This is a genomic window from Phytomonospora sp. NPDC050363 (assembly GCF_040655735.1).
Taxonomy (GTDB): domain Bacteria; phylum Actinomycetota; class Actinomycetes; order Mycobacteriales; family Micromonosporaceae; genus Phytomonospora.
Genome location: NZ_JBFAKK010000003.1, coordinates 397,173 through 417,002, shown reverse-complemented (window position 1 = coordinate 417,002; position 19,830 = coordinate 397,173). Strand labels below are relative to the sequence as shown.

Sequence of the window (19,830 nt, the reverse complement as noted above, 5' to 3'; positions counted from 1 at the left end):
ACCGCAGCCGCACGTCGCCGGTCACCGAACCGCCCTGGACCGGTCACCTCTCGGTCGTGTTCGGCACTGAGCATGAAGGCGCCTGTTAAGGAGGCCGCCATGCTCCCCGACAACGCCACCGTGGCACCGGCGCCCGCACGCGCCGAAGCTTCCGGCCGCTCGACCCGACTGGCCACCGACAACACCCGCTACTCCATCCGCGTCGCCGACGCCGCCGAGGTCCGCGCCGCACAGCGCCTCCGGCACCGCGTCTTCGCCGGAGAGCTGGGCGCCACCCTGCACTCCCCCACCGAGGGCCTCGACATCGACGCCTTCGACGCCCACTGCGACCACCTCGTGGTCGTGCACGACCCGACCGAAGAGGTCGTCGGCACCTACCGGATGCTCCCACCGGGACGCACCCCGCGCCTGTACTCCGACGGCGAGTTCGACCTCTCGGCCCTCGACGGCCTGCGCGGCGGGCTCGTCGAGACCGGCCGCTCCTGCGTCGACCCCGCCCACCGCGACGGCGCGGTCATCAACCTCATGTGGGCCGGCATCGCCCGGTACCTGCTGCTGACCGGGCACCGCCTGCTCGCCGGGTGCGCCTCGGTGCCGGCCGCCGACGCCGACGAGGTCTGGGCCCACATCGCCGAGCGGCACCTGTCGGCGCCCGGCCTGCGCGTCACGCCCCTGAACCCGTGGCCGCTCTCGCCCGCCCGCGCGAACCTCAAGGCGGTCCCGCCGCTGCTGCGCGGCTACCTGCGCCTTGGCGCCAAGGTGTGCGGCCCGCCGGCGTACGACCCCGACTTCGGCGTCGCCGACTTCTACATCGTGCTCGACCTCGACGACGCCCACCCCCGCTACCTCAAGCACTTTCTCGGGGAGCAAGGGCTCGGCGAGCGCGGCCCGCGCGCGCTGACCCCGGAGCGGGCCGCATGAGCACCCGCGGCTGGTTCCCGGCCTCGGACTGCACACCCTCGTGCCTTCCGGAAGGCGCCGCGTTGCCGACGGTCGGGCCGCTGCGCCGCGCCGCGCGGACCCTCGCGCTGGCGTCGGTGCTCTCGGTCGCGGCGGTGCTCCTACCGTTCGCGCCCGCGCTCGGCCCGCGCCTTGCCAGGGCGGCGATCCGCGCGGTCGGCGTGCTCGTGCCGCTGCGCCCGCGTCCGGTCGCGCCGGGGTCGCTGGTGGTCGCCAACCACTCGTCCTGGCTCGACGTGGTGGCACTGACGGCGCTGGGCGGTCCCGGCGCTCCGGTGCGGATGATCGCCAAGCGGGAGGTCGGTGACTGGCCCTTCGTCGGGCGGCTCGCCAGGCTCACGCGTGCGATCTTCGTCGACCGCGGATCCCTGCGGGCGCTTCCGGCGACGGTGGGGGCCATCGCCGGGCGCCTGCGCGCCGGTGAGAGTGTCGGTGTCTTCCCCGAGGCGACGACCTGGTGCCTGCCCGCGCGGGGACGCTTCCGGCGCGCGCCGTTCCAGGCGGCGATCGACGCCGAGGCGACCGTGGCGCCGGTGACGCTGTGGTTCACCCTCGCCGACGGCACGCCGACCACCGCGGCGGCCTTCCTGGGCGAGGAGACCTTCCTGTCCTCGCTGCGCAGGGTCGTGCGCACGAGAGGGCTGCGGCTGCACGTCATCGCGTCCGAGCCCTTCCAGGCCGTCGGCGACCGCCGCGGTCTCGCCTCCCGCGCGGAGGCCGCCGTCGTCCACGAGGCGCTGGCCGGGTTGGTGGCGGGCATGCGGGAGCGCGCGGCCGCGACGAGCGAGCCTTTCGCGCCGGAACTCCTCGTGCCGGGGTGGAACCGGGCGCAGCCCACCGCCGTCGAAGCCGTCGGCGCGGACGTCGCCCGGCGTCCGCGCGTGCTCAGCCCGCTTCCATGACCGGCGCGCCGGTGAACTCGCCGGCGCGCGTCCCCGGGCCCGGGGAACCGTTCGGTCCTCCACCCGAACGGTTCCCCGGGCCCGTTGGGTAGGGTTCGAGGTCCGCTTTCGCGGCGACCACAGAGCCTGGACGAAGCACCCGATCACGGGATACCGGCCGGTTGTGGGCACACGATCGCAACGCCCGCACACCGCGACTGGAGTCCTCCATGGCCAATGCGTCCCTCGCCGTCTTCAAGCAGCGCGACTTCGCCCTTCTGTGGTGGGGCGGCCTCATCTCCTATCTGGGCAACTGGATGCTGGTGGTCGCCCTGCCCGTCACGGTCTACGACCTGACCGGCTCGGCGAGCGCTTCGGCGGCGATCGTCGCGACGGGGGTGACCGCGCGGCTTCTGGTGGGACCGTTCGCCGGTGTCCTGGTGGACCGCTGGGATCGGCGCCGGGTAATGGTCGTCGGCAACGTGGTCCAGGCCGTGGCGCTGCTTCCGCTGCTGATGGTCGCCGACGGGGGTGACATCTGGATCTGCGCGGCGGTGATGTTCGCGGGCGCGGCGGTGGGGCCTTTCGTGAGCACCGCGGAGGACGCGCTGCTGCCGCGACTGGTGGCCGACGATCATCTGCCGGCGGCAAACTCGCTCAACTCGCTCAACAACAATCTCGCGCGGCTGGTCGGTCCGATGCTGGGCGGTGTGGCGGTGCTGTGGCTGGGGCTGCCGGGTGTGGCCCTCGCCGACGCGCTGACGTATCTGGCGGCCGGCGGGCTGATCTTCGCCGTCCGGGGAAGGCATGTGGCCGTGCGCTCGGAGTCGGGGCGGACGGGGATGTTCCGCCGCTTCGCGGGGGAGTTCACCGACGGGCTGCGGACCGCTTTCGGTGACCGGGTGCTGCTGGTGGTCTTCGCGTTCTTCGCGCTGACGATGTTCGGGGAGGGCGTGTTCGCCAGCGTTTTCGTCGTCTACACCGAGCGGACGCTGGGAGGTGGCGCCGACGAGTACGCGTGGCTGATCGCCGCGCAGGCGGTCGGCGGTGTGCTGGGCGGGCTGGTCGGCGGGTGGTTCGCCGTGCGCTGGTCGCCGCGGATCCTGCTGGGGGTGGGGGCGCTGCTGTTCGGGTCGATCGACCTGTTCACCTTCAACTATCCGAAGCTGTGGGTGCACGTGCTGCCGGGGATCGTGGCGATGATCGTGGTCGGTGTGCCCTCGGTGTTCATGTTCGCCTCGGCGCAGACGCTCCTCCAGCGGCACAGCGTCGACGAGTTCCGGGGCCGCATCTTCGCCGCGCGGGGGACGGTGACCTCGGCGTGCGTGCTGCTCGGGTCGGGGATGGTGGTTCTGCTCGACGGGCGCGTGGACGTGGTGACGATGCTGAACATCCAGGGCGTCTTCCCGCTTCTGGCGGGTGTCGCGGCGCTGGTGTTCCTGCCGAAGAAGAGCGGTGGCGCGAGACCGGCCGCCGAAGGTGACCGTGAGCCCGCCAAGGCACCCGCGATAGCCGGCTGAACTCGCGGCCAAGGTGCCGTCAGTAGGACGTCACGACCGTCCGGGAACACCTCCCGAAAGGCCCGAAAACTTTGTCCGGCAGCACCCTTGCGCACGCCAGTGCAGTGACGCCATAATGACGCCACCCAGCCCGAGGAGTGCCCGTGGACAAGTCGACGTGGACCGTTCTGCGCCAGCGTGATTTCGGCCTGCTGTGGTGGGGAGGGCTGATCTCCCTGCTCGGCAGCCGCATGCTCCAGGTGGCGATGCCCATCACCGTGCTCGAATTGACGGGATCGGTCAAGGCCGTCGCCGCGATCGTGGCCGCCTCGGTGGTGCCGCAACTGGTGATCGGTCCGCTCGTCGGTGTGCTCGTGGATCGCTGGGACCGCCGCAAGATCCTCATCATCGCCAACATCGCGCTGGCCGCCTCACTGATGCCGCTGCTGGCCGTGCACCAGGCCCGCGACCTGTGGATCTGCGCGGCGGTCACGCTGCTGTCGGCCTCGATCGCGCCCTTCACCAGCACCGCCGAGAACGCCCTGCTCCCCCGGCTCGTCGACGACGAGCACCTGCCGACGGCCAACACGCTCAACTCGCTGAACAACAACCTGGCCCGACTCGTCGGCCCGCTCGTCGGCGGTGTGGCGACCCTGTGGTTCGGTCTGATGGGCGTCGCGATCGCCGACGCCGTCACGTTCCTGGCCGCCGCCGGCCTCATCGCGCTGGTCTCCGGCCGGCACCGCGCCGAACCCGAAGCCGACACCGCCGACGCCCCGGCCGGTTTCCTGCGCAAGTTCACCGTCGAGTTCACCGACGGGCTCAAGACGACCTTCCGCAACCGGACGCTGCTGGTCATCCTCGTGGTGTGCGCGGTCCTGTCGGTCGGCGAGGGGATCATGGGCAGCCTGTTCGCGGTGTGGGTCACCGACGTGCTGCACGGCGACGCCCCCGAACTCGGCTGGCTGATCGCCGCACAGGCCGTCGGCGGGATCCTCGGCGGCCTGGTCGGCGGCTGGTTCGCGGTGCGCTGGTCGCCGCGCCTGCTGTTCGGCGTCGGCATGGTCTTCTTCGGCGCGATCGACCTCGCGATCTTCACCTACCCGCTGCTGCTGGTGAACGTCTCGCCCGGAATCATCGGCATGATCATCGTCGGCGTTCCCGGCGTCATCATGAACGCGGCGGCCATGACGCTGCTCCAGCGCTCGACCTCCGACGCCTACCGGGGGCGGGTCTTCGCCGCGCTGGGCACGGTGATGTCGGCGTCCATGCTGATCGGCACGGGCGTGGCGGTGTGGCTGGTGGGCTGGCTGCCGATCGTCGCGGTGCTGAGCATCCAGGGCATCACGCCCATCGTGGCCGGGCTCGGCGCGCTGTTGTTCCTCGAACGCACCGAACCCGTCACCGACGACAGCGTGGAAGCCTCCCCGGTCGCGGCTCAGGCGTAGTCGTAGAAGCCCTTGCCGGTCTTGCGTCCGTGGTCGCCGGCGGCGACCATGCGCGCCAGCAGCTCCGGCGGGAAGAACTTCGGGTCGCCGGTGTCGCGGTGGATGTTCTTGGTGGCCGACAGCAGCACGTCGAGGCCGGTGAGGTCGGTGGTCGCCAGCGGGCCCATGACGTGGCCGAAGCCGAGCTTGCAGGCGGTGTCGAGGTCCTCGGCGGAGATGACGCCGTTCTCGACGAGGGCGACGGCCTCCATGACCAGCGCGCAGATGAGGCGGGTCGTGGCGAAACCGGCCACGTCGCGGTTGACCACGACGCAGGTCTTGCCGATCTCCTCGGCGAAGGCGCGCGCGGTCGCCAGGGTCTCGTCGGTGGTCTTGAGACCGCGGACGAGCTCGCACAGCGCCATCATCGGCACCGGCGAGAAGAAGTGCGTGCCCACGACCGACTCGGGGCGGCCGGTGACCGCCGCGATCTGGGTGATCGGGATGGCCGAGGTGTTGGTGGCCAGGACCGCGCCGGGCTTGCAGACGGCGTCGAGGCGGCGGAAGATGTCCTGCTTGATCTCCAGCTGCTCGAAGACGGCCTCGACGACGATGTCGGCGTCGGCGGCGGCCTTCTCCAGGTCCGTGCTGGTGGTGATGCGGGCCAGCGCGGCGTCGGCGTCGGCCCGGCTGATCTTGTCCTTGGACACGAACTTCGCACAAGATTTCTCGATGCCCGCGCGCCCACGCGCCAGGGCCTCCTCGGACACGTCGTGGACGGTGACCGTCCAGCCCGCGACCGCCGAGACCTGCGCGATGCCGGAGCCCATGAGCCCGGACCCGATGACCGCCAGTGAACCTGCCATACCGCACTCCCTACCGATGAGTAACCTTCCCCACCTTACCGATCCCTAAGGTAGCCGTAGGCTCAAGGGCATGGCCGTTCACCTCACGCGCATCTACACCAAGACCGGCGACGGCGGCACCACCGGGCTGTCCGACTTCAGCCGTGTGCCCAAGACGCACCCGCGCATCGGCGCCTACGCCGACGTCGACGAGACCAACGCCGTGATCGGCGTGGCGGTCGCCCTCGGCGCGCTGGACGTGGAGGTCAACGGCATCCTGCGGCAGGTCCAAAACGACCTCTTCGACGTCGGCGCCGACCTGTCGACGCCGGTGCACGAGTCGCCGAAGTACCCGCCGCTGCGGATCACCGAGGCCTACGTGACCCGCCTCGAAGAGTGGATCGACAAGTTCAACGAGCACCTGCCGAAGCTCGACTCCTTCATCCTGCGCGGCGGCACGCCGGGCGCGGCACTGCTGCACCAGGCCTGCACCGTCGCCCGCCGTGCCGAGCGCTCGACCTGGGCGCTGATGGAGGCCGAGGCCGAGACCACCCACGAACTCCCGGTGAAGTACCTCAACCGGCTCTCCGACCTGCTGTTCGTGCTGGCCCGCGCCGCCAACGGCGGCCAGGACGTCCTCTGGAAGCCTGCCGAGAACGCCTGAGCGCGACAGGGCGGCGGCTCCACCACGCCGGGAACCCGGCACCGGTGGGCCGCCACCCGATCCCATGCCCCTCAACGGCGCGCCGCCCTGCGGTAGGCCCGGATCGACAGCGGCACGAAGACCACCAGGATCACCCCGATCGCGATGAGCGCGTACGTGCCGGGGTGCTCCATCGGCCAGCCCGAGCCGCGCGCCGCCCCTTCGGGCGCGTTCCCCCACAGGTCGCGCAGCGAGGCCACGACCGCCGAGATCGGGTTCCAGTCGGCGACGTACTGGAGGAAGGTCGGCAGCGTGTCGGTCGGCACGAAGGCGTTCGACAGGAAGGTGAGCGGGAATATCCAGATGAACCCCGCCGACTGCGCCACCTCGACGCTGCGCACCGAGAGCCCGATGGTGGCCGAGATCCAGCTCATCGCGTAACCGAAGAGGAAGAGCAGCCCGAAACCGGCGGCGACGCGGAGCGCGTCGGTGTGCGTGCGCCACCCCACGATGAGGCCGCACACGGCCATGATCACCACGACGAGCACGTTGTTGATCAGGTCGGAGGTCGTCCGGCCCACCAGGACCGCCGCGCGCGACATCGGCAGCGAGCGGAAGCGGTCGATGATGCCCTTGGTCATGTCCTCGGCCAGGCCCATGCCCGTGATCGCCGAACCGAAGGCGACCGTCTGGGTGAAGATGCCCGCCATCAGGAACTCACGGTAGTTCCCGCCCGGGACGTTGATCGCGCCGCCGAAGACGTAGGCGAACAGCAGCACGAACATGATCGGCTGGATCGTGCTGAAGATCAGCAGGTCCGGAACCCGCTTGATCTTGATCAGGTTGCGTTTGCAGACGACCCAGCCGTCGACGAGCGCGTTCACCGCTTCACCTCCTCGTCGGCGTCCTCAGCCGCGTGCCCGGTCAGTTGCAGGAACACGTCGTCGAGCGTCGGCCGGTGCACGCCCAGGTCGGCCGGCCTGATCCCGGCGGCGTCGAGACGCCGGACGGCCTCGAAGAGCGCGTCGGTGCCCTCGGCGACGGGCACGACCACCTTGTGCGAGACCTCGTCGACGGTATGCCCGCCCATGCCCAGCGTCGCCACCGCCGCGACCACCGCCGAGGCGTCGTCGGCCGAGTGGAGCGTGATCTCCAGGCGCTCGCCGCCGACCTGCCGCTTGAGCCGGTCGGGCGTTCCCCGGGCGATGGCCCGGCCGTGGTCGATGACGATGATGTCCTCGGCGAGTTCGTCGGCCTCCTCCAGGTACTGCGTCGTCAGCAGGAGGGTGGTGCCTTCGCGGACGAGTTGGCCGAGGACGTCCCACATGCCGATGCGGCTGCGGGGGTCGAGGCCGGTGGTCGGCTCGTCGAGGAAGAGGATCGGCGGGGCGGCCACGAGCGCGCCGGCGAGGTCGAGGCGCCTGCGCATGCCGCCGGAGTAGGTCTTCGACGGGCGGTCGGCGGCCTCGGTGAGGTCGAAGCGCTCGAGGAGTTCCCGGGCGCGCGCCCGGGCCCTCTTCTTGCCCAGGTGGTAGAGCCTGCCGACCATCTCGAGGTTCTCGAAGCCCGTGAGGTGCTCGTCGACGGCGGCGTACTGTCCGGAGACGCCGATGACGCGGCGCACGGAAGTGGGGTCGGCGAGCACGTCGATGCCGCGCACCGAGATCTCCCCGGCGGTCGGCGTGACGAGTGTGGTCAGCATCCGCACGGTCGTGGTCTTGCCGGCGCCGTTGGGGCCGAGCAGCCCCAGGACCGTCCCTTCTGGAACGTTGAGGTCCAGTCCGTCGACGGCCTTCACCGTTCCATAGGTCTTGATCAGGCCTTTCGCCACGATCGCGTCCGCCATGCGCACCCCCTGGCAGGCAGCGTAGGACGCGGTCGTTAGGTTGCGCAGGTGATTCTGCGGTACGACGCCCCGGCGGGCGACTGGGAGAGCGAGGCTCTGCCGATCGGCAACGGCGACATCGGCGCGATGGTCTTCGGCGGCGTGCGCGGCGAGCGCGTGCAGTTGTCGGACAAGACACTGTGGACCGGCGGTCCCGGCGCCGAGGGCTACGACCACGGGAACGCGCCGAGGACGGCCGCGATCGCCGAGGTCCGCGTGAGGCTGGCCGCCGAGGGAGGCGCCGACCCGCAGTGGGTCGCCGAGCGGCTGGGCCGCGAGCCCCGCGCCTTCGGCGACCAGCAGCCGATGGGCGACCTGCGGCTGGAGTTCGCGCACACCGGCGAGGTCACCGGGTACCGGCGGGCGCTCGACCTGGCCGAGGGCGTGGCGAGCGTCGAGTACGAAGTGGACGGTGTCGCCCACCGCCGCGAGTACCTGGCGAGCCATCCCGACGGGGTCGTCGCCGTGCACCTCACCGGCGGGCACCCTGCCGAGGTCGACTTCGCCTACACCGGGGCCGTCGACAACGGGATGCGCCGTCACGCCGAGCACCGGGTCGTCGCCGACGGCGAGGGCGTCACGGTCCTGTACGCCTCGGCCACCGACTACGCCCCCGTCTACCCGCACTACCGGGGTACCGATCCCGAGCCGCGGGTGCGGGCCGCTCTCGACGCCGCCGAGGCGCTCGGGTGGACGGCGCTGCGCGAGCGCCACGTCGCCGACCACCGGGCACTGTTCGAGCGCTGCTCCCTCGACATCGGGCAGTCCGCGCCGGACGTGCCCACCGACCGGCTCCGCGCGGCCTACACCGGTGGCGGCTCCGCCGACGACCGCGCCCTCGAAGCACTCCACTTCCAGTACGGCCGCTACCTGCTGATCGCGTCCTCACGCCCCGGCGGCCTGCCCGCGCACCTCCAGGGCGCCTGGAACCAGTCGCCGACGCCGCCCTGGAACTGCGACTACCACGTCAACGTCAACACCCAGATGAACTACTGGCCGGCCCTGGTCACGGGCCTCGCCGAGACCGCCGAGCCCCTCTACGACTTCATCGAGGCCCTGCGCGCCCCCGGGCGGGTCACCGCCAAGGAGGTCTTCGGCGCCGGAGGCTGGACGTCGACGCTGTCCACGAACGTCTTCGGCCACACCGGACTCCAGGACTGGGCGACGGCCTTTTGGTTCCCCGAGTCGGCCGCCTGGCTGTGCCGCCACCTCTACGAGCACTACCTTTTCACCGCCGACCTCGACTTCCTCCGCGACCGCGCCTACCCGGCCATGGCCGAGGCCGCCGAGTTCTGGCTGGACTTCCTCGTCGAGGAGGACGGGCGCCTGCTCGTCTCCCCCTCCTACTCCCCCGAGCACGGCTCCTTCACCGCGGGCGCGGCCATGAGCCAGCAGATCGTGTCGGAGCTGCTCTCGACGACCTACGAGGCCGCCCGGGAGCTCGGCGACGACGACCGCGAGTTCGTCGCCCGGCTCGCCGATGCCGTCGGCCGCCTCGACGCCGGCCTGCGGATCGGGTCGTGGGGCCAACTCCAGGAATGGCGCGCCGACCTCGACGACCCCGCCGGCGAACACCGCCACGTCTCCCACCTCTACGCGCTGCACCCCGGCGACACGATCCGGCCGGAGGCGACACCCGCGCTCGCGCGGGCGGCCCGGGTGACGCTCGACGCGCGAGGCGACGGCGGCACCGGCTGGAGCAAGGCGTGGAAGGTGAACTTCTGGGCGAGGCTGCACGACGGCGACCGCGCGCACCGCCTGCTCGGCGAGCTGCTGCGCCACTCGACGCTGCCGAACCTGCTCGACACGCACCCGCCGTTCCAGATCGACGGGAACCTCGGCGCGACCGCCGGTGTCGCCGAGATGCTCGTGCAGAGCCACGGCGGCCTCGTCCACCTGCTCCCCGCGCTGCCGCTGGCGTGGCCGAAGGGCTCGGTCCGCGGGCTGCGCGTGCGCGGCGGCCACACCGTCGACATCGACTGGGACCTCGCCGCCGAGCACGCGCGGGCGCCCTCGGTCCGCATCCTCTGCGGGCGCGACGGCACGGTCCGGGTGTGGGCCGAGTGGTTCGGCCAGGGTCCCGGCGTGCGCGTACGCGCCGACGGCGCGCCGGTCGAGCACCACTGGGACGAGGGCGTGCTGGTCTTCCAGGGGGCGGAAGGGGCGGCCTACGTCATCGACATGCCCGGGGCCCGTTCGTAAGTCCATCATGGTCGATGTTGATGCGAAGTTGATCGACGTGTTGCTTCCCCATATGACCTACGCGACGATCCTGCTGGACATGGACGGCCACCGCCCGATCGATGTACTACCCGATCGCACCGCGGCGACCTTCGCCGCATGGCTCCGGCAACACCCGGGGACCCAGATCATCTGCCGCGACTGGGGCGGCTCATACGCCGAAGGCGCCCGCACCGGTGCACCAGAGGTCATCCAGATCGCCGACCGTTACGTCCGGCCTGATCACCTGTGGGCCAACTTCGGCGACGCCATGGAGAAGACCGTCAACACCCACCGGGCCTGCCTGCGCGACGATGCCGCGACCGACCACGCCGATACCACGGACAAGGCAGGTAAGGAGGACGGCCCGACCCCGACCCTCGAGTTCGACGGCGGCGAGCCGCTGCTCGCGGTCCGCAAGCGGAACCCGTCAAAGCCGCCCTCAACCGGCGAAGGCACGGAAGAGATCCAGGTACGACCGCGCGAACCCGATCTCCTCCGCCACCCGTCCCGTGAAGCCGTCAGGCGAGCTGCCCGGCCTTGTCGGCCTCGGCGAGCTGCGACTTCCACTCGCGGAAGCTCTCCTCGGTGCGGCCGTGGCGCCAGTAACCGGAGATCGAGACCTGGTCGCGGGCGATGCCGCGCTCCTTGAACAGGTGCGGGCGCAGCTTCTTCATGACCATCGCGCCCTCGCCGTGCACGAACGCGTGGACCTTGCCCTCGGGGAAGTCCATCGCGGCGACGTGCTCCAAAAGCAGGTCGGTGGTTCCCGGCGCGGCCTCGCCGCGGTGCAGCCACACGATCTCGGCGTCACCGGGGGTCGGCAGCTCCTGCTCGTCGGCCGGTCCGGAGACCTCGATGACGACCTTGGCCTTGACGCCGACGCCGATGCGCTCCAGCGCGCCGCCGATGGCCGGGATCGCGCTCTCGTCACCCACCAGGAGGTGCCAGTCGGCCGCCGGGCTTGGCGCGTAGGCGCCGCCGGGGCCCATCAGGGCCAACTCGTCACCGGGCTTCGCGGCGGCCGCCCAGGGGCCGGCGATGCCCTCGTCGCCGTGGTGCACGAAGTCGATGACCAGTTCGCCGGCCTCGGCGTCGAAGGAGCGGACGGTGTAGGTCCGCGAGACCGGCCACTGCTCGCGCGGGAGGTTCTCCCGGACCCAGTCCAGGTCGACGGGTTTGGGGTACTCGGCGCCCGCCGGCGGGAACTGGAGCTTCACGTAATGGTCGGTGTAGTCGTTGTCGGTGAACTCGGCGATGCCGGGACCGCCGAGGACGACGCGGATCATGTGCGGCGAGAGCCGCTCGGTGCGCAGGACTTCCAGCACCTTGGCCTTGCGGGGCTTGCGTTCCGGCTTTTCCGACATGTAGCCCGACCTTCAAGAGACGACGCTTAGTTTAGGCAACCCTAATACGTCGGAGTCGCTGTCGTCCATCCGACAGCCAGACAGGTGAGGTCGGGTCACACGAACACCCGACGCCCTCAAACAGAAAGGCCGCCCCGCGGCGGGGCGGCCTCAAGCCAGGACAAAAAGCCCGTGAGGGCGGATTCGGTCATCGCGACCTCCACCAGCCCGGCGGGCGTCTTACACACCAGTACCTGCACGCTCGGCGGGAACACCTGCGTCTCCGGTCCCTCTGGTCTGCGGCGCGACTCCACGACCGTGTCGTCGCGCACCAGGGAGACCTTCGGCCTCGGCGCGTAGGAGAACATCCGGAACCACTGGAGCCGTCCGGCCTCGAAACGCCCGAAGCCCGGCGCCCAGCCGCGGCCGGGAACGCTCGACGTCAGGCGCACGGCCATGACGATGGCGCCGCCTCGGGTCAGAACCCCGCGGCGGGCGTACAGAAGCGCGATGGCGCAGACCAGCGCCAGAAGCACGATCCCGATGACGGCGAGAGTCGTTCCCATTTCCTCACACCGCCGTCGTCACTAGTGGCTGCTCGCGGCGGGGGTCGCCGGCGAGGCGGTCTCCGCGAGAACGGTGACGCCTTCGGTCGTCACGGACAGAAAGCCGCCGTTGACCGTGTAGGCGATCTCCTCGCCGCCGGGCTTCTTGATCCGGACCTCGCCGGGCTCGGCGAGCTCGCCGAGCAGCGGCGCGTGGCCGTGCAGGATGCCGAGTTCGCCCTCGGTCGTGCGGGCGATCAGCATCTCGGCCTGGCCGGACCAGACCTTCGCCTCGACGGCGACAATCTCAACGTTCAGCAGCTCAGCCACTACCGCTCCTTACGCACCTCGGGGATCGAGTAAGTCTAGACAACGGGCCGCCCGGGCTCTCCGCCAGTGGTGGCCATATGTGAAGCGATCGACTCCTTCGCCCCGTCCGGGGCCCGCCGATGGGAAGTCTCGCCCCGGCGGCGGGCAGGTCATGAGCGGATCTTGCCATGGGAGAGGGCCTGATGGGGCCCTCGATCCGGCCGGATCATGTGACGGCCGCCTCGATCGTCAACGTGCCGGCCTTGGCGTCGAGTTCGGCCCGGGTGCCCAGCGGCATGGACAGGGGACCGTATCCGTGCCCGACCGGCAGCCCACCGAGCACCGGCACGCCCAGGTCGCCGAGCCGGTCGGTGAGCACGTCGGCGGCCGTCTGGTTCCCCTGACCGCCGACGCACTCGTAGAACTGGCCGACCGCGACGCCGGTGACGCCGTCGAGGGCGCCCGCGCGCAAGAGGCCGGTGAGCATGGCGTCGATCCGGTAGGGCTCCTCGTGGACGTCCTCCAGGAAGAGGATCGCGCCGGTCAGGTCGGGAAGGTTGCGATGCTCGGCGACCAGGGTCGACAGGTTCCCGCCGAGCAGTGTCCCGGTGGCCCTGCCCGCCACCTTCACCGAAGCCGTGGGGTCGCCCGGATCGCGTTCCAGGACGACGTCGCGGGCGCTCATCAGGGCGTCGCGCAGTGCCCGCTCCCCCGCCGCGGTGTTCAGGTCGCTCTTCCAGGCCGCCATCGGCCCGTGCAGGCTCGCCACCGAAGCCCGGCGCCACAGCGCGGTGTGCAGGGCGGTGATGTCGCTGTAGCCGACCATGGGCTTCGGGTCGGCGCGGACGGCGGCGTAGTCGACGCCGTCGACGATGCGCTGGGCGCCGTAGCCGCCGCGCGTGGCGATGACGGCGCGCACCTCGGGGTCGGCGAAGGCGTCGTCGAGGTCGGCGAGCCGCTTCCCGTCGGACGCGGAGAGGTAGCCGGCGTGGCCGAGGGCGTGCTCGGCCACCTCCACGGTCAGCCCCCAGCCCTCCAGCAGGGCTATGCCGACCTCGACAGCGGCGTGGTCGGGCGGACCCGCCGGGGAGACCAGGCGCACCTTGTCGCCGCGCACGAGCCTTGGCGGCCGCACGGCCTTGGGCGGGACGGGTTCGGGAGTCGGGGCCGGCCCGGACGCCGCCATGGAGGCACCGTCGGGCTCGGCCGCCTCCGCCCGGTCGCCGGACACCGTGCGGGAGCCGAGGAGAGCCCCACCGCCCCCGAGAAGCAGTCCCCCGCCGAAAAGGGTGCCACCGCGCAGGAAACGACGGCGGGCGATGGTCTGCCGGGGGTCCTGGTGCATGCGGAGCTCCGATCCGTGCGGCGAGGCCGCACGAGACGAGCGGCAACCCCCAAGACAGCGCGACCCGCCCGGATCTATGCCGCCCGGCCCGGCCCGTCGAGGAGACGCCCCGCACACGACGAAGAGCCGCCCCCGGCGCACCGGGGGCGGCTCTGATCGTCTCGCTTCGCGGACCGCTACTTCTGCAGCTCCGCGGCCTTGCGCTCGAGGTCGTCGAGACCACCGCACATGAAGAAGGCCTGCTCGGGGAAGTGGTCGTACTCTCCCTCGGCGATCTTCTTGAAGGCCTCGACGGTGTCCTTGACGTCGACCGTCGAACCCTCCTGGCCGGTGAACTGCTTGGCCGCGTAGGTGTTCTGCGACAGGAAGCGCTCGATACGACGGGCGCGACCCACGACCAGCTTGTCCTCCTCGGACAGCTCGTCCATACCCAGGATGGCGATGATGTCCTGCAGCTCGTTGTACTTCTGCAGGATCCGCTTCACCTCGGTGGCCACCGCGTAGTGCTCGTCGCCGACGAACTCGGGCGCGAGGATGCGCGAGCTCGACGCCAGCGGGTCGATGGCCGGGTAGATGCCCTTGTCGGACACCTTCCGCTCAAGGTTGGTGGTCGCGTCCAAGTGGGTGAACGCGGTGTGCGGCGCCGGGTCGGTGTAGTCGTCGGCGGGCACGTAGATGGCCTGCATCGAGGTGATGGCCTTGCCCTGGACGGAGGTGATCCGCTCCTGGAGCTGGCCCATCTCGTCGGCCAGGGTCGGCTGGTAGCCCACGGCCGACGGCATACGGCCGAGCAGCGTGGAGACCTCGGAACCGGCCTGCGTGAACCGGAAGATGTTGTCCACGAAGAGCAGCACCTCCTGGTTCTTGACGTCCCGGAAGTACTCGGCCATCGTCAGGGCCGACAGAGCGACCCGCAGACGCGTGCCGGGCGGCTCGTCCATCTGGCCGAAGACCAGCGCGGTGTCGTTGAACACGCCCGCCTCGGTCATCTCGGCGATGAGGTCGTTGCCCTCACGCGTACGCTCACCGACACCGGCGAAGACCGAGGTACCGCCGAAGTTACGGGCGACACGGATGATCATCTCCTGGATGAGCACGGTCTTGCCGACACCGGCACCGCCGAACAGGCCGATCTTGCCGCCCTTGACGTACGGGGCGAGCAGGTCGAGGGCCTTGATGCCGGTCGGCAGCATCTCCGTCTTCGGCTCCAGCGTGGCGAACGCCGGGGGCTTGCGGTGGATGCCCCAGTGGTCGTCGGCGTCGATCTCCTCGCCCGACTTGAGGTTGAGGCACTCGCCGATGGCGTTGAAGACGTGGCCCTTGGTGCCGTCGCCGACGGGCACGGAGATCTGCGCGCCGGTGTCGCGCACCTCGGTGCCGCGCACCATGCCGTCGGTGGGCGCCATGCAGATCGCGCGGACCTGGTTGTCGCCCAGGTGCTGCGAGACCTCAAGGGTCAGGGTCTTCTTACCGCCGGAGAGCTCAACGTCCACCTTGAGGGCGTTGTTGATCTCCGGGATGGCGTTGCGCGGGAACTCGACGTCGACGACCGGGCCAATAACCCGGATGACGCGGCCCACGCCGGTGTTAACAGCGGTGGTCATTAGTCATCACTTCCTGCCGCAGCCAGCGCGTTGGCGCCGCCGACGATCTCACTGATCTCCTGGGTGATCTCGGCCTGACGGGCGGCGTTGCGCTGCCTCGTCAAGGTCTTGATCATTTCTTCTGCGTTGTCCGTCGCGCTCTTCATCGCCTTACGGCGAGCGGCCGACTCACTGGCCGCCGAGTCGATGAGCGCCGCGTAGATGCGGGTCACCAGGTACTTCGGCAGCAGCGCGTCGAGCAGCTCCTCGGCCTCGGGCTCGAACTCGTAGGCGGGGAGCAGACCGCGGTCGCCCTCGACCTCTTCCACCTGCATGGGGGCGAGGTTGTGGGCCTGCGGGGTCTGCGTGACCATCGAGACGAACTTCGTGCTGACGATGAACAGCTCGTCCACACCGAGGATGCCGTCGGGACCCGGGTGCTCCAGGTCGTCGTCGGCACCGTTCACGAACGCCGTGATGAGAGTCTTGGCGACCTCCTGGGCGTCGGCGACGGTCGGGCTCTGCGAGAAACCGGTCCACTCCCCGGCCAGCGCGCGACCGCGGAACTTGTAGAACGCCGCGCCCTTCTGGCCGGTCACGTACAGCACCGGGTTCTTGTTCTCGCGGGCCAGCCGGGAGACGAGGCGCTCGGCGGTGCGCAGCACGCTGCTGTTGTAACCGCCGCACATGCCCTTGTCGCTGGTGATGACCAGGACGCCGGCACGACGCACGACGGGACGCGGGACCAGCAGGGGGTGGTCGACGCTGGTGTTCGACGCCAGCGCCGTGAGCACTCCCGTGATGGCCTGCGAGTAGGGCAGCGAGGCCGCGACCCGTTCCTGTGCCTTGCCGATGCGGCTGGTCGCGACGAGCTCCTGAGCCTTGGTGATCTTCTTGATCGACTGCGTCGACGCGATGCGCCGACGCAGGACTCGTAGCTGCGCTCCCATGGCCTACTTGCCCTCGGAGTCGGAGACGATCCGGGTGACCTTCTCTTGACCGACCTCGTCGAGCGCGTCGGCCGGAGCCTCGTTCACCCGAACCTCGTCGTCCTTGGCCAGGAACATCTGCTTGAAGTGGTCCACGGCCTCGTTCAGCGCGGCGAGCGAGTCGTCCTTGAGCTCACCCGACTCGCGGATGTTGGTGAGCGTGTCGGCCTTGCTGTGGCGCATGTAGCCGAGGAACTCCGACTCGAAGCGGCGCACCTCGCCGACGGGGATGTCGTCGATCTTGCCGGCGGTGCCGGTCCAGAGCGAGACGATCTCCTCTTCCATGGCCAGCGGGGAGGCGGCGCCCTGCTTGAGCAGTTCCACCATCCGCATGCCCCGGTCGAGCTGCGCGCGGGACGCGGCGTCGAGGTCGGAGGCGAAGGCCGCGAAGGCCTCCAGCTCGCGGTACTGCGCCAGGTCCAGACGCAGCGTTCCGGTGACCTTCCGCATGCCCTTGCGCTGGGCGGCGCCACCGACACGCGACACCGACGTACCGACGTTGATCGCCGGACGCACACCGGAGTTGAACAGGCCCTCTTCGAGGAAGACCTGGCCGTCGGTGATGGAGATGACGTTGGTCGGGATGAACTGCGAGATGTCGCCGGCCTTGGTCTCGATGATCGGCAGACCGGTCATCGAACCGCCGCCGAGCTCGTCCGACAGCTTCGCGCAACGCTCAAGGAGCCGCGAGTGCAGGTAGAAGACGTCACCGGGGAAGGCCTCACGGCCCGGGGGGCGGCGCAGCAGGAGGGAAACCGAGCGGTAGGCCTCAGCCTGCTTCGACAGGTCGTCGAACACGATGAGGACGTGCTTGCCGGCGTACATCCAGTGCTGGCCGATGGCCGAACCGGCGTACGGGGCGAGGTACTTGAAGCCGGCCGAGTCGGACGCCGGGGAGGCCACGATGGTGGTGTACTCCATCGCGCCGTGCTCTTCGAGCACGCCCTTGATACCGGCGACGGTGGAGGCCTTCTGACCGACGGCGACGTAGATGCAGCGGACCTGCTTCTTCGGATCGCCCGACTCCCAGTTCTTGCGCTGGTTGAGGATCGTGTCGATGGCGATCTGGGTCTTGCCGGTCTTGCGGTCGCCGATGATCAGCTGGCGCTGTCCACGACCGATGGGGGTCATGGAGTCGATCGCCTTGATCCCGGTCTCCATCGGCTCGGAGACGCTCTGCCGGGCCATGACGTTCGGGGCCTGGAGTTCGAGCTCGCGGAAGCCCTCGTTCTCGATGTCGCCGAGGTCGTCGATGGGGTTGCCCAGCGGGTCGACGACCCGGCCCAGGAACTTGTCCCCGACGGGGACGGAGAGGACACGGCCGGTCCGCTTGACCTCCTGGCCCTCCTCGATGCCGTCGAAGTCGCCGAGAACCACGACACCGATCGAACGGAGGTCGAGGTTCAACGCGACACCGAGGGTGCCGTCGCCGAACTCAAGTAGCTCATTGGCCATGGTCGAGGGAAGTCCCTCGACGATGGCGATACCGTCAGATGCCTCGGCGACGACGCCGACCTCCGTGCGGGAGATCTCCGGCCGGTAGGACGACACGTAGCTGTCAAGCGCGCTACGGATCTCGTCCGAGGAGATGGTCAGCTCGGCCATCCTGTGTTTCCCTCGTCCCTGCTTGATAAGCGGTGTGTCAGCCCGGTCGGCTGACTGGATGCGTAATGGATTAGTGGTCGCCGGCGAGCGCGTGCCGGGCGTCGGTGAGCCTGCGGCTCACCGTGCCGTCGTACAGGTCGTCTCCGACCCGAACGCTCATTCCGCCCACGATGTCCGGGTCGACGGTGACCTTCACCGACACCTCTCGACCGTACATGCGTGCCAGTTTCGCGGTCAGCCGCTGCTCCTGGTCCTCGGTCAGCGTGCTCGCGACCGTGACGAAGGCCAACTGCTGCTCGCGCTTCTCGGCGGCGAGCTCGACGAGCCGGGCGATGCCCGGGCCGAATCCGCGACCACCGAAGCCCGCGAGGGCCACGTCGACCAGCCGGAGCGTTACCGGCTGCGCCTTGCCCTCCAGGAGCGCGGCGGCGAGCGTCGAACGCTGTGCCGCCGGGACGCTGCTGTCCGACAGGGCGTTGGACAGCCCCGAGTCACCGGCGACGACCTGCCCGAAGCGGAACAGTTCGTCCTCGACCTCGGCGAGGTTGCCGTCCTTGCCGGCGGCGACGAGGTAGGCCTCGACGCCCAGCGCCTCGGTGCCGTTGAGCAGCTCCGTGGCCCGGGACCAGCGGCCCCCGGCGAGCACCGTGACGAGCTTGAGGGCGCCGGCCGAGACCTTGCCCTTCAGCACCGAATCGGCGAGCCCGGCCCGGTCCTTGCCGTCCCGGGCCGGGTCGGACAGTGCCCGGCGAAGACGCGGTTCGCTCCCGAGGAGGCCGGCGACCGAGATGAGGTCGTCGGCCGTGGCGCGGACCGTGTCGGACTTGACGCGCTTGGCGTACGAGGCGAGCGCGTCGACGCTCGCCTTGTACGTCTCCCTGCTGGCCGCGTGCATCACGCCCGCCCGGCCGGTTCGGCGTCGAGGTCGTTGAGGAAACGCTCGACGGTGCCGCTCTGACGGGCCTGGTCGGCGAGGGACTCGCCGACGATGCGGCCGGCCAGTTCGACCGAGAGTTCGCCGATCTCGCCGCGCAGTTCACGGATGAGCTGCTGGCGGTTGGCGGCGAGCTGGTCGCGTCCGGCGGTGAGGATGCGGTCGCGGTCCTCTTCGGCCTTGGCGAGGATGTCCGCACGGATGCCGTGCGCGTCGGCCCGTGCTTCTTCACGGATCTGCGCGGCGGCGGTGCGGGCCTCGGCGAGCTGCTGGCGGTACTGCTCCAGCAGGGCGTTGGCTTCTTCCTGCGCCTTGTTGGCACGCTCGATGCCGCCTTCGATGGCGTCCACCCGGGCCTTGAAGGTCTCTTCCATCTTGGGGAAGACGAACTTCATCAGCACGAAGCAGAGCAGCGCGAAGGCGATCGTGCCCACGATCACTTCGGACCAGACCGGGATGATGATCCCGGTGCTGTCTCCAGCTGCGTAGTTCATGGGGTTGCTCCCGTCTTTTGCTTACGGTCGCTGAGTGTTAAACGGGCGGCGTGTTCTGGATGAACGCGAGCAGCAGGCCGAACAGGGCGAGCGCCTCGGCGAGCGCGGCACCGACGAACATCATCGGACGGGTGATGTTGGCCGACTCCGGCTGACGGGCGGTGGAGTTGATCCACGCCGCGAAGATAAGGCCGACACCGATGGCCGGGCCGATGGCGGAAAGACCGAAGCCGATGACGCTAAGGCTGCCGAACATGATGAGTGTTCTCCTCATTGGTTGCGTGGCGTGTCCGTCACGCGCACGTGGCTGTGCTTGGTGT

General features: G+C 70.1%; 19 protein-coding genes and 1 pseudogene. 7 read left to right on the top strand and 13 right to left on the bottom strand.

The features are described 5' to 3' along the window. The first annotated feature begins 99 nt into the window (after positions 1-99). The 4 genes from AB0I28_RS10000 to AB0I28_RS09985 all read left to right on the top strand — a co-directional run bounded on the left by AB0I28_RS10000 (position 100) and on the right by AB0I28_RS09985 (position 4,788). The gene (locus AB0I28_RS10000; RefSeq protein WP_357491554.1) at positions 100-921 is read left to right on the top strand and encodes a GNAT family N-acyltransferase; all 822 of its coding nucleotides are present in this window, start codon (positions 100-102) and stop codon (positions 919-921) included. Beyond that, positions 918-1,862 (top strand): lysophospholipid acyltransferase family protein, encoded by a 945-nt coding sequence (locus AB0I28_RS09995; RefSeq protein ID WP_357491552.1) that lies wholly within the window; start codon positions 918-920, stop codon positions 1,860-1,862. Before AB0I28_RS10000 ends, AB0I28_RS09995 begins: the two co-directional genes overlap by 4 nt. 209 nt (positions 1,863-2,071) lie before the next feature. Next, the gene (locus tag AB0I28_RS09990) at positions 2,072-3,361 is read left to right on the top strand and encodes an MFS transporter (protein ID WP_357491550.1); all 1,290 of its coding nucleotides are present in this window, start codon (positions 2,072-2,074) and stop codon (positions 3,359-3,361) included. A gap of 143 nt (positions 3,362-3,504) precedes the next feature. Further along, positions 3,505-4,788 carry an MFS transporter gene (locus tag AB0I28_RS09985; protein WP_357491548.1) on the top strand — a complete coding sequence of 428 codons (1,284 nt, stop codon included), beginning with the start codon at positions 3,505-3,507 and terminating at the stop codon, positions 4,786-4,788. Here AB0I28_RS09985 and AB0I28_RS09980 read toward each other — a convergent pair. Beyond that, positions 4,779-5,633 carry a 3-hydroxyacyl-CoA dehydrogenase family protein gene (locus AB0I28_RS09980; protein WP_357491546.1) on the bottom strand — a complete coding sequence of 285 codons (855 nt, stop codon included), beginning with the start codon at positions 5,631-5,633 and terminating at the stop codon, positions 4,779-4,781. The genes AB0I28_RS09985 and AB0I28_RS09980 overlap by 10 nt on opposite strands. Before the next feature lie 70 nt (positions 5,634-5,703). Between AB0I28_RS09980 and AB0I28_RS09975 the strand changes: the two genes are divergently transcribed. Beyond that, positions 5,704-6,276 (top strand): cob(I)yrinic acid a,c-diamide adenosyltransferase, encoded by a 573-nt coding sequence (locus AB0I28_RS09975; protein WP_357491544.1) that lies wholly within the window; start codon positions 5,704-5,706, stop codon positions 6,274-6,276. Between the two features lie 71 nt (positions 6,277-6,347). On the opposite strand, the gene AB0I28_RS09970 is transcribed toward AB0I28_RS09975, so the two are convergent. After that, the gene (locus AB0I28_RS09970) at positions 6,348-7,139 is read right to left on the bottom strand and encodes an ABC transporter permease (protein ID WP_357491542.1); all 792 of its coding nucleotides are present in this window, start codon (positions 7,137-7,139) and stop codon (positions 6,348-6,350) included. Further along, complete coding sequence (locus tag AB0I28_RS09965; RefSeq protein ID WP_357491540.1) at positions 7,136-8,101, bottom strand: ATP-binding cassette domain-containing protein; 966 nt, start codon at positions 8,099-8,101, stop codon at positions 7,136-7,138. The genes AB0I28_RS09970 and AB0I28_RS09965 overlap by 4 nt, the downstream gene beginning before the upstream one ends. A gap of 48 nt (positions 8,102-8,149) precedes the next feature. On the opposite strand from AB0I28_RS09965, the gene AB0I28_RS09960 reads away from it, so the two are divergent. Both AB0I28_RS09960 and AB0I28_RS09955 read left to right on the top strand, forming a co-directional pair. After that, positions 8,150-10,342, top strand: a complete 2,193-nt coding sequence (locus tag AB0I28_RS09960; RefSeq protein WP_357491538.1) for a glycoside hydrolase family 95 protein — start codon at positions 8,150-8,152, stop codon at positions 10,340-10,342. A 7-nt stretch (positions 10,343-10,349) separates the two neighbouring features. Beyond that, positions 10,350-10,655: pseudogene (locus tag AB0I28_RS09955) on the top strand (transposase); the annotation flags it as partial. 226 nt (positions 10,656-10,881) lie between these two features. On the opposite strand, the gene AB0I28_RS09950 reads toward AB0I28_RS09955, so the two are convergent. From AB0I28_RS09950 to atpE, 10 genes are all read right to left on the bottom strand, one after another. Next, the gene (locus tag AB0I28_RS09950; protein ID WP_357491536.1) at positions 10,882-11,727 is read right to left on the bottom strand and encodes a siderophore-interacting protein; all 846 of its coding nucleotides are present in this window, start codon (positions 11,725-11,727) and stop codon (positions 10,882-10,884) included. Between the two features lie 116 nt (positions 11,728-11,843). Continuing rightward, positions 11,844-12,272 (bottom strand): DUF2550 domain-containing protein, encoded by a 429-nt coding sequence (locus AB0I28_RS09945; RefSeq protein WP_357491534.1) that lies wholly within the window; start codon positions 12,270-12,272, stop codon positions 11,844-11,846. Between the two features lie 21 nt (positions 12,273-12,293). Beyond that, positions 12,294-12,581: a F0F1 ATP synthase subunit epsilon gene (locus tag AB0I28_RS09940; protein ID WP_357491533.1), complete on the bottom strand. Its 288-nt coding sequence runs from the start codon at positions 12,579-12,581 to the stop codon at positions 12,294-12,296. Positions 12,582-12,786: 205 nt separating this feature from the next. Further along, positions 12,787-13,746, bottom strand: a complete 960-nt coding sequence (locus tag AB0I28_RS09935; protein ID WP_357491977.1) for an LD-carboxypeptidase — start codon at positions 13,744-13,746, stop codon at positions 12,787-12,789. A gap of 335 nt (positions 13,747-14,081) precedes the next feature. Further along, complete coding sequence (gene atpD / locus AB0I28_RS09930) at positions 14,082-15,509, bottom strand: F0F1 ATP synthase subunit beta (RefSeq protein WP_357491531.1); 1,428 nt, start codon at positions 15,507-15,509, stop codon at positions 14,082-14,084. Then, positions 15,509-16,438, bottom strand: coding sequence for a F0F1 ATP synthase subunit gamma (locus AB0I28_RS09925; RefSeq protein ID WP_357491529.1), 930 nt, complete (start codon positions 16,436-16,438; stop codon positions 15,509-15,511). The genes atpD and AB0I28_RS09925 overlap by 1 nt, the downstream gene beginning before the upstream one ends. 3 nt (positions 16,439-16,441) lie before the next feature. Next, entirely contained in the window at positions 16,442-18,082 is a 1,641-nt protein-coding gene (atpA, locus tag AB0I28_RS09920) for a F0F1 ATP synthase subunit alpha (protein ID WP_357491527.1), read from the bottom strand. 70 nt (positions 18,083-18,152) lie between these two features. Continuing rightward, complete coding sequence (locus AB0I28_RS09915) at positions 18,153-18,980, bottom strand: F0F1 ATP synthase subunit delta (RefSeq protein WP_357491525.1); 828 nt, start codon at positions 18,978-18,980, stop codon at positions 18,153-18,155. Continuing rightward, positions 18,977-19,510 (bottom strand): F0F1 ATP synthase subunit B, encoded by a 534-nt coding sequence (locus AB0I28_RS09910; protein ID WP_357491523.1) that lies wholly within the window; start codon positions 19,508-19,510, stop codon positions 18,977-18,979. Before AB0I28_RS09910 ends, AB0I28_RS09915 begins: the two co-directional genes overlap by 4 nt. Positions 19,511-19,547: 37 nt before the next feature. After that, positions 19,548-19,766, bottom strand: coding sequence for an ATP synthase F0 subunit C (gene atpE / locus AB0I28_RS09905; RefSeq protein WP_357491521.1), 219 nt, complete (start codon positions 19,764-19,766; stop codon positions 19,548-19,550). Positions 19,767-19,830 lie beyond the last annotated feature (64 nt).

Coding starts and splice junctions, on each gene's coding strand:
- AB0I28_RS10000 (WP_357491554.1), top strand. CDS start 100: ATGCTCCCCGACAACGCCACCGTGGCACCGGCGCCCGCACGCGCCGAA.
- AB0I28_RS09995 (WP_357491552.1), top strand. CDS start 918: ATGAGCACCCGCGGCTGGTTCCCGGCCTCGGACTGCACACCCTCGTGC.
- AB0I28_RS09990 (WP_357491550.1), top strand. CDS start 2,072: ATGGCCAATGCGTCCCTCGCCGTCTTCAAGCAGCGCGACTTCGCCCTT.
- AB0I28_RS09980 (WP_357491546.1), bottom strand. CDS start 5,633: ATGGCAGGTTCACTGGCGGTCATCGGGTCCGGGCTCATGGGCTCCGGC.
- AB0I28_RS09975 (WP_357491544.1), top strand. CDS start 5,704: ATGGCCGTTCACCTCACGCGCATCTACACCAAGACCGGCGACGGCGGC.
- AB0I28_RS09965 (WP_357491540.1), bottom strand. CDS start 8,101: ATGGCGGACGCGATCGTGGCGAAAGGCCTGATCAAGACCTATGGAACG.
- AB0I28_RS09950 (WP_357491536.1), bottom strand. CDS start 11,727: ATGTCGGAAAAGCCGGAACGCAAGCCCCGCAAGGCCAAGGTGCTGGAA.
- AB0I28_RS09945 (WP_357491534.1), bottom strand. CDS start 12,272: ATGGGAACGACTCTCGCCGTCATCGGGATCGTGCTTCTGGCGCTGGTC.
- AB0I28_RS09935 (WP_357491977.1), bottom strand. CDS start 13,746: ATGGCGGCGTCCGGGCCGGCCCCGACTCCCGAACCCGTCCCGCCCAAG.
- atpD (WP_357491531.1), bottom strand. CDS start 15,509: ATGACCACCGCTGTTAACACCGGCGTGGGCCGCGTCATCCGGGTTATT.
- AB0I28_RS09925 (WP_357491529.1), bottom strand. CDS start 16,438: ATGGGAGCGCAGCTACGAGTCCTGCGTCGGCGCATCGCGTCGACGCAG.
- atpA (WP_357491527.1), bottom strand. CDS start 18,082: ATGGCCGAGCTGACCATCTCCTCGGACGAGATCCGTAGCGCGCTTGAC.
- AB0I28_RS09910 (WP_357491523.1), bottom strand. CDS start 19,510: ATGAACTACGCAGCTGGAGACAGCACCGGGATCATCATCCCGGTCTGG.
- atpE (WP_357491521.1), bottom strand. CDS start 19,766: ATGTTCGGCAGCCTTAGCGTCATCGGCTTCGGTCTTTCCGCCATCGGC.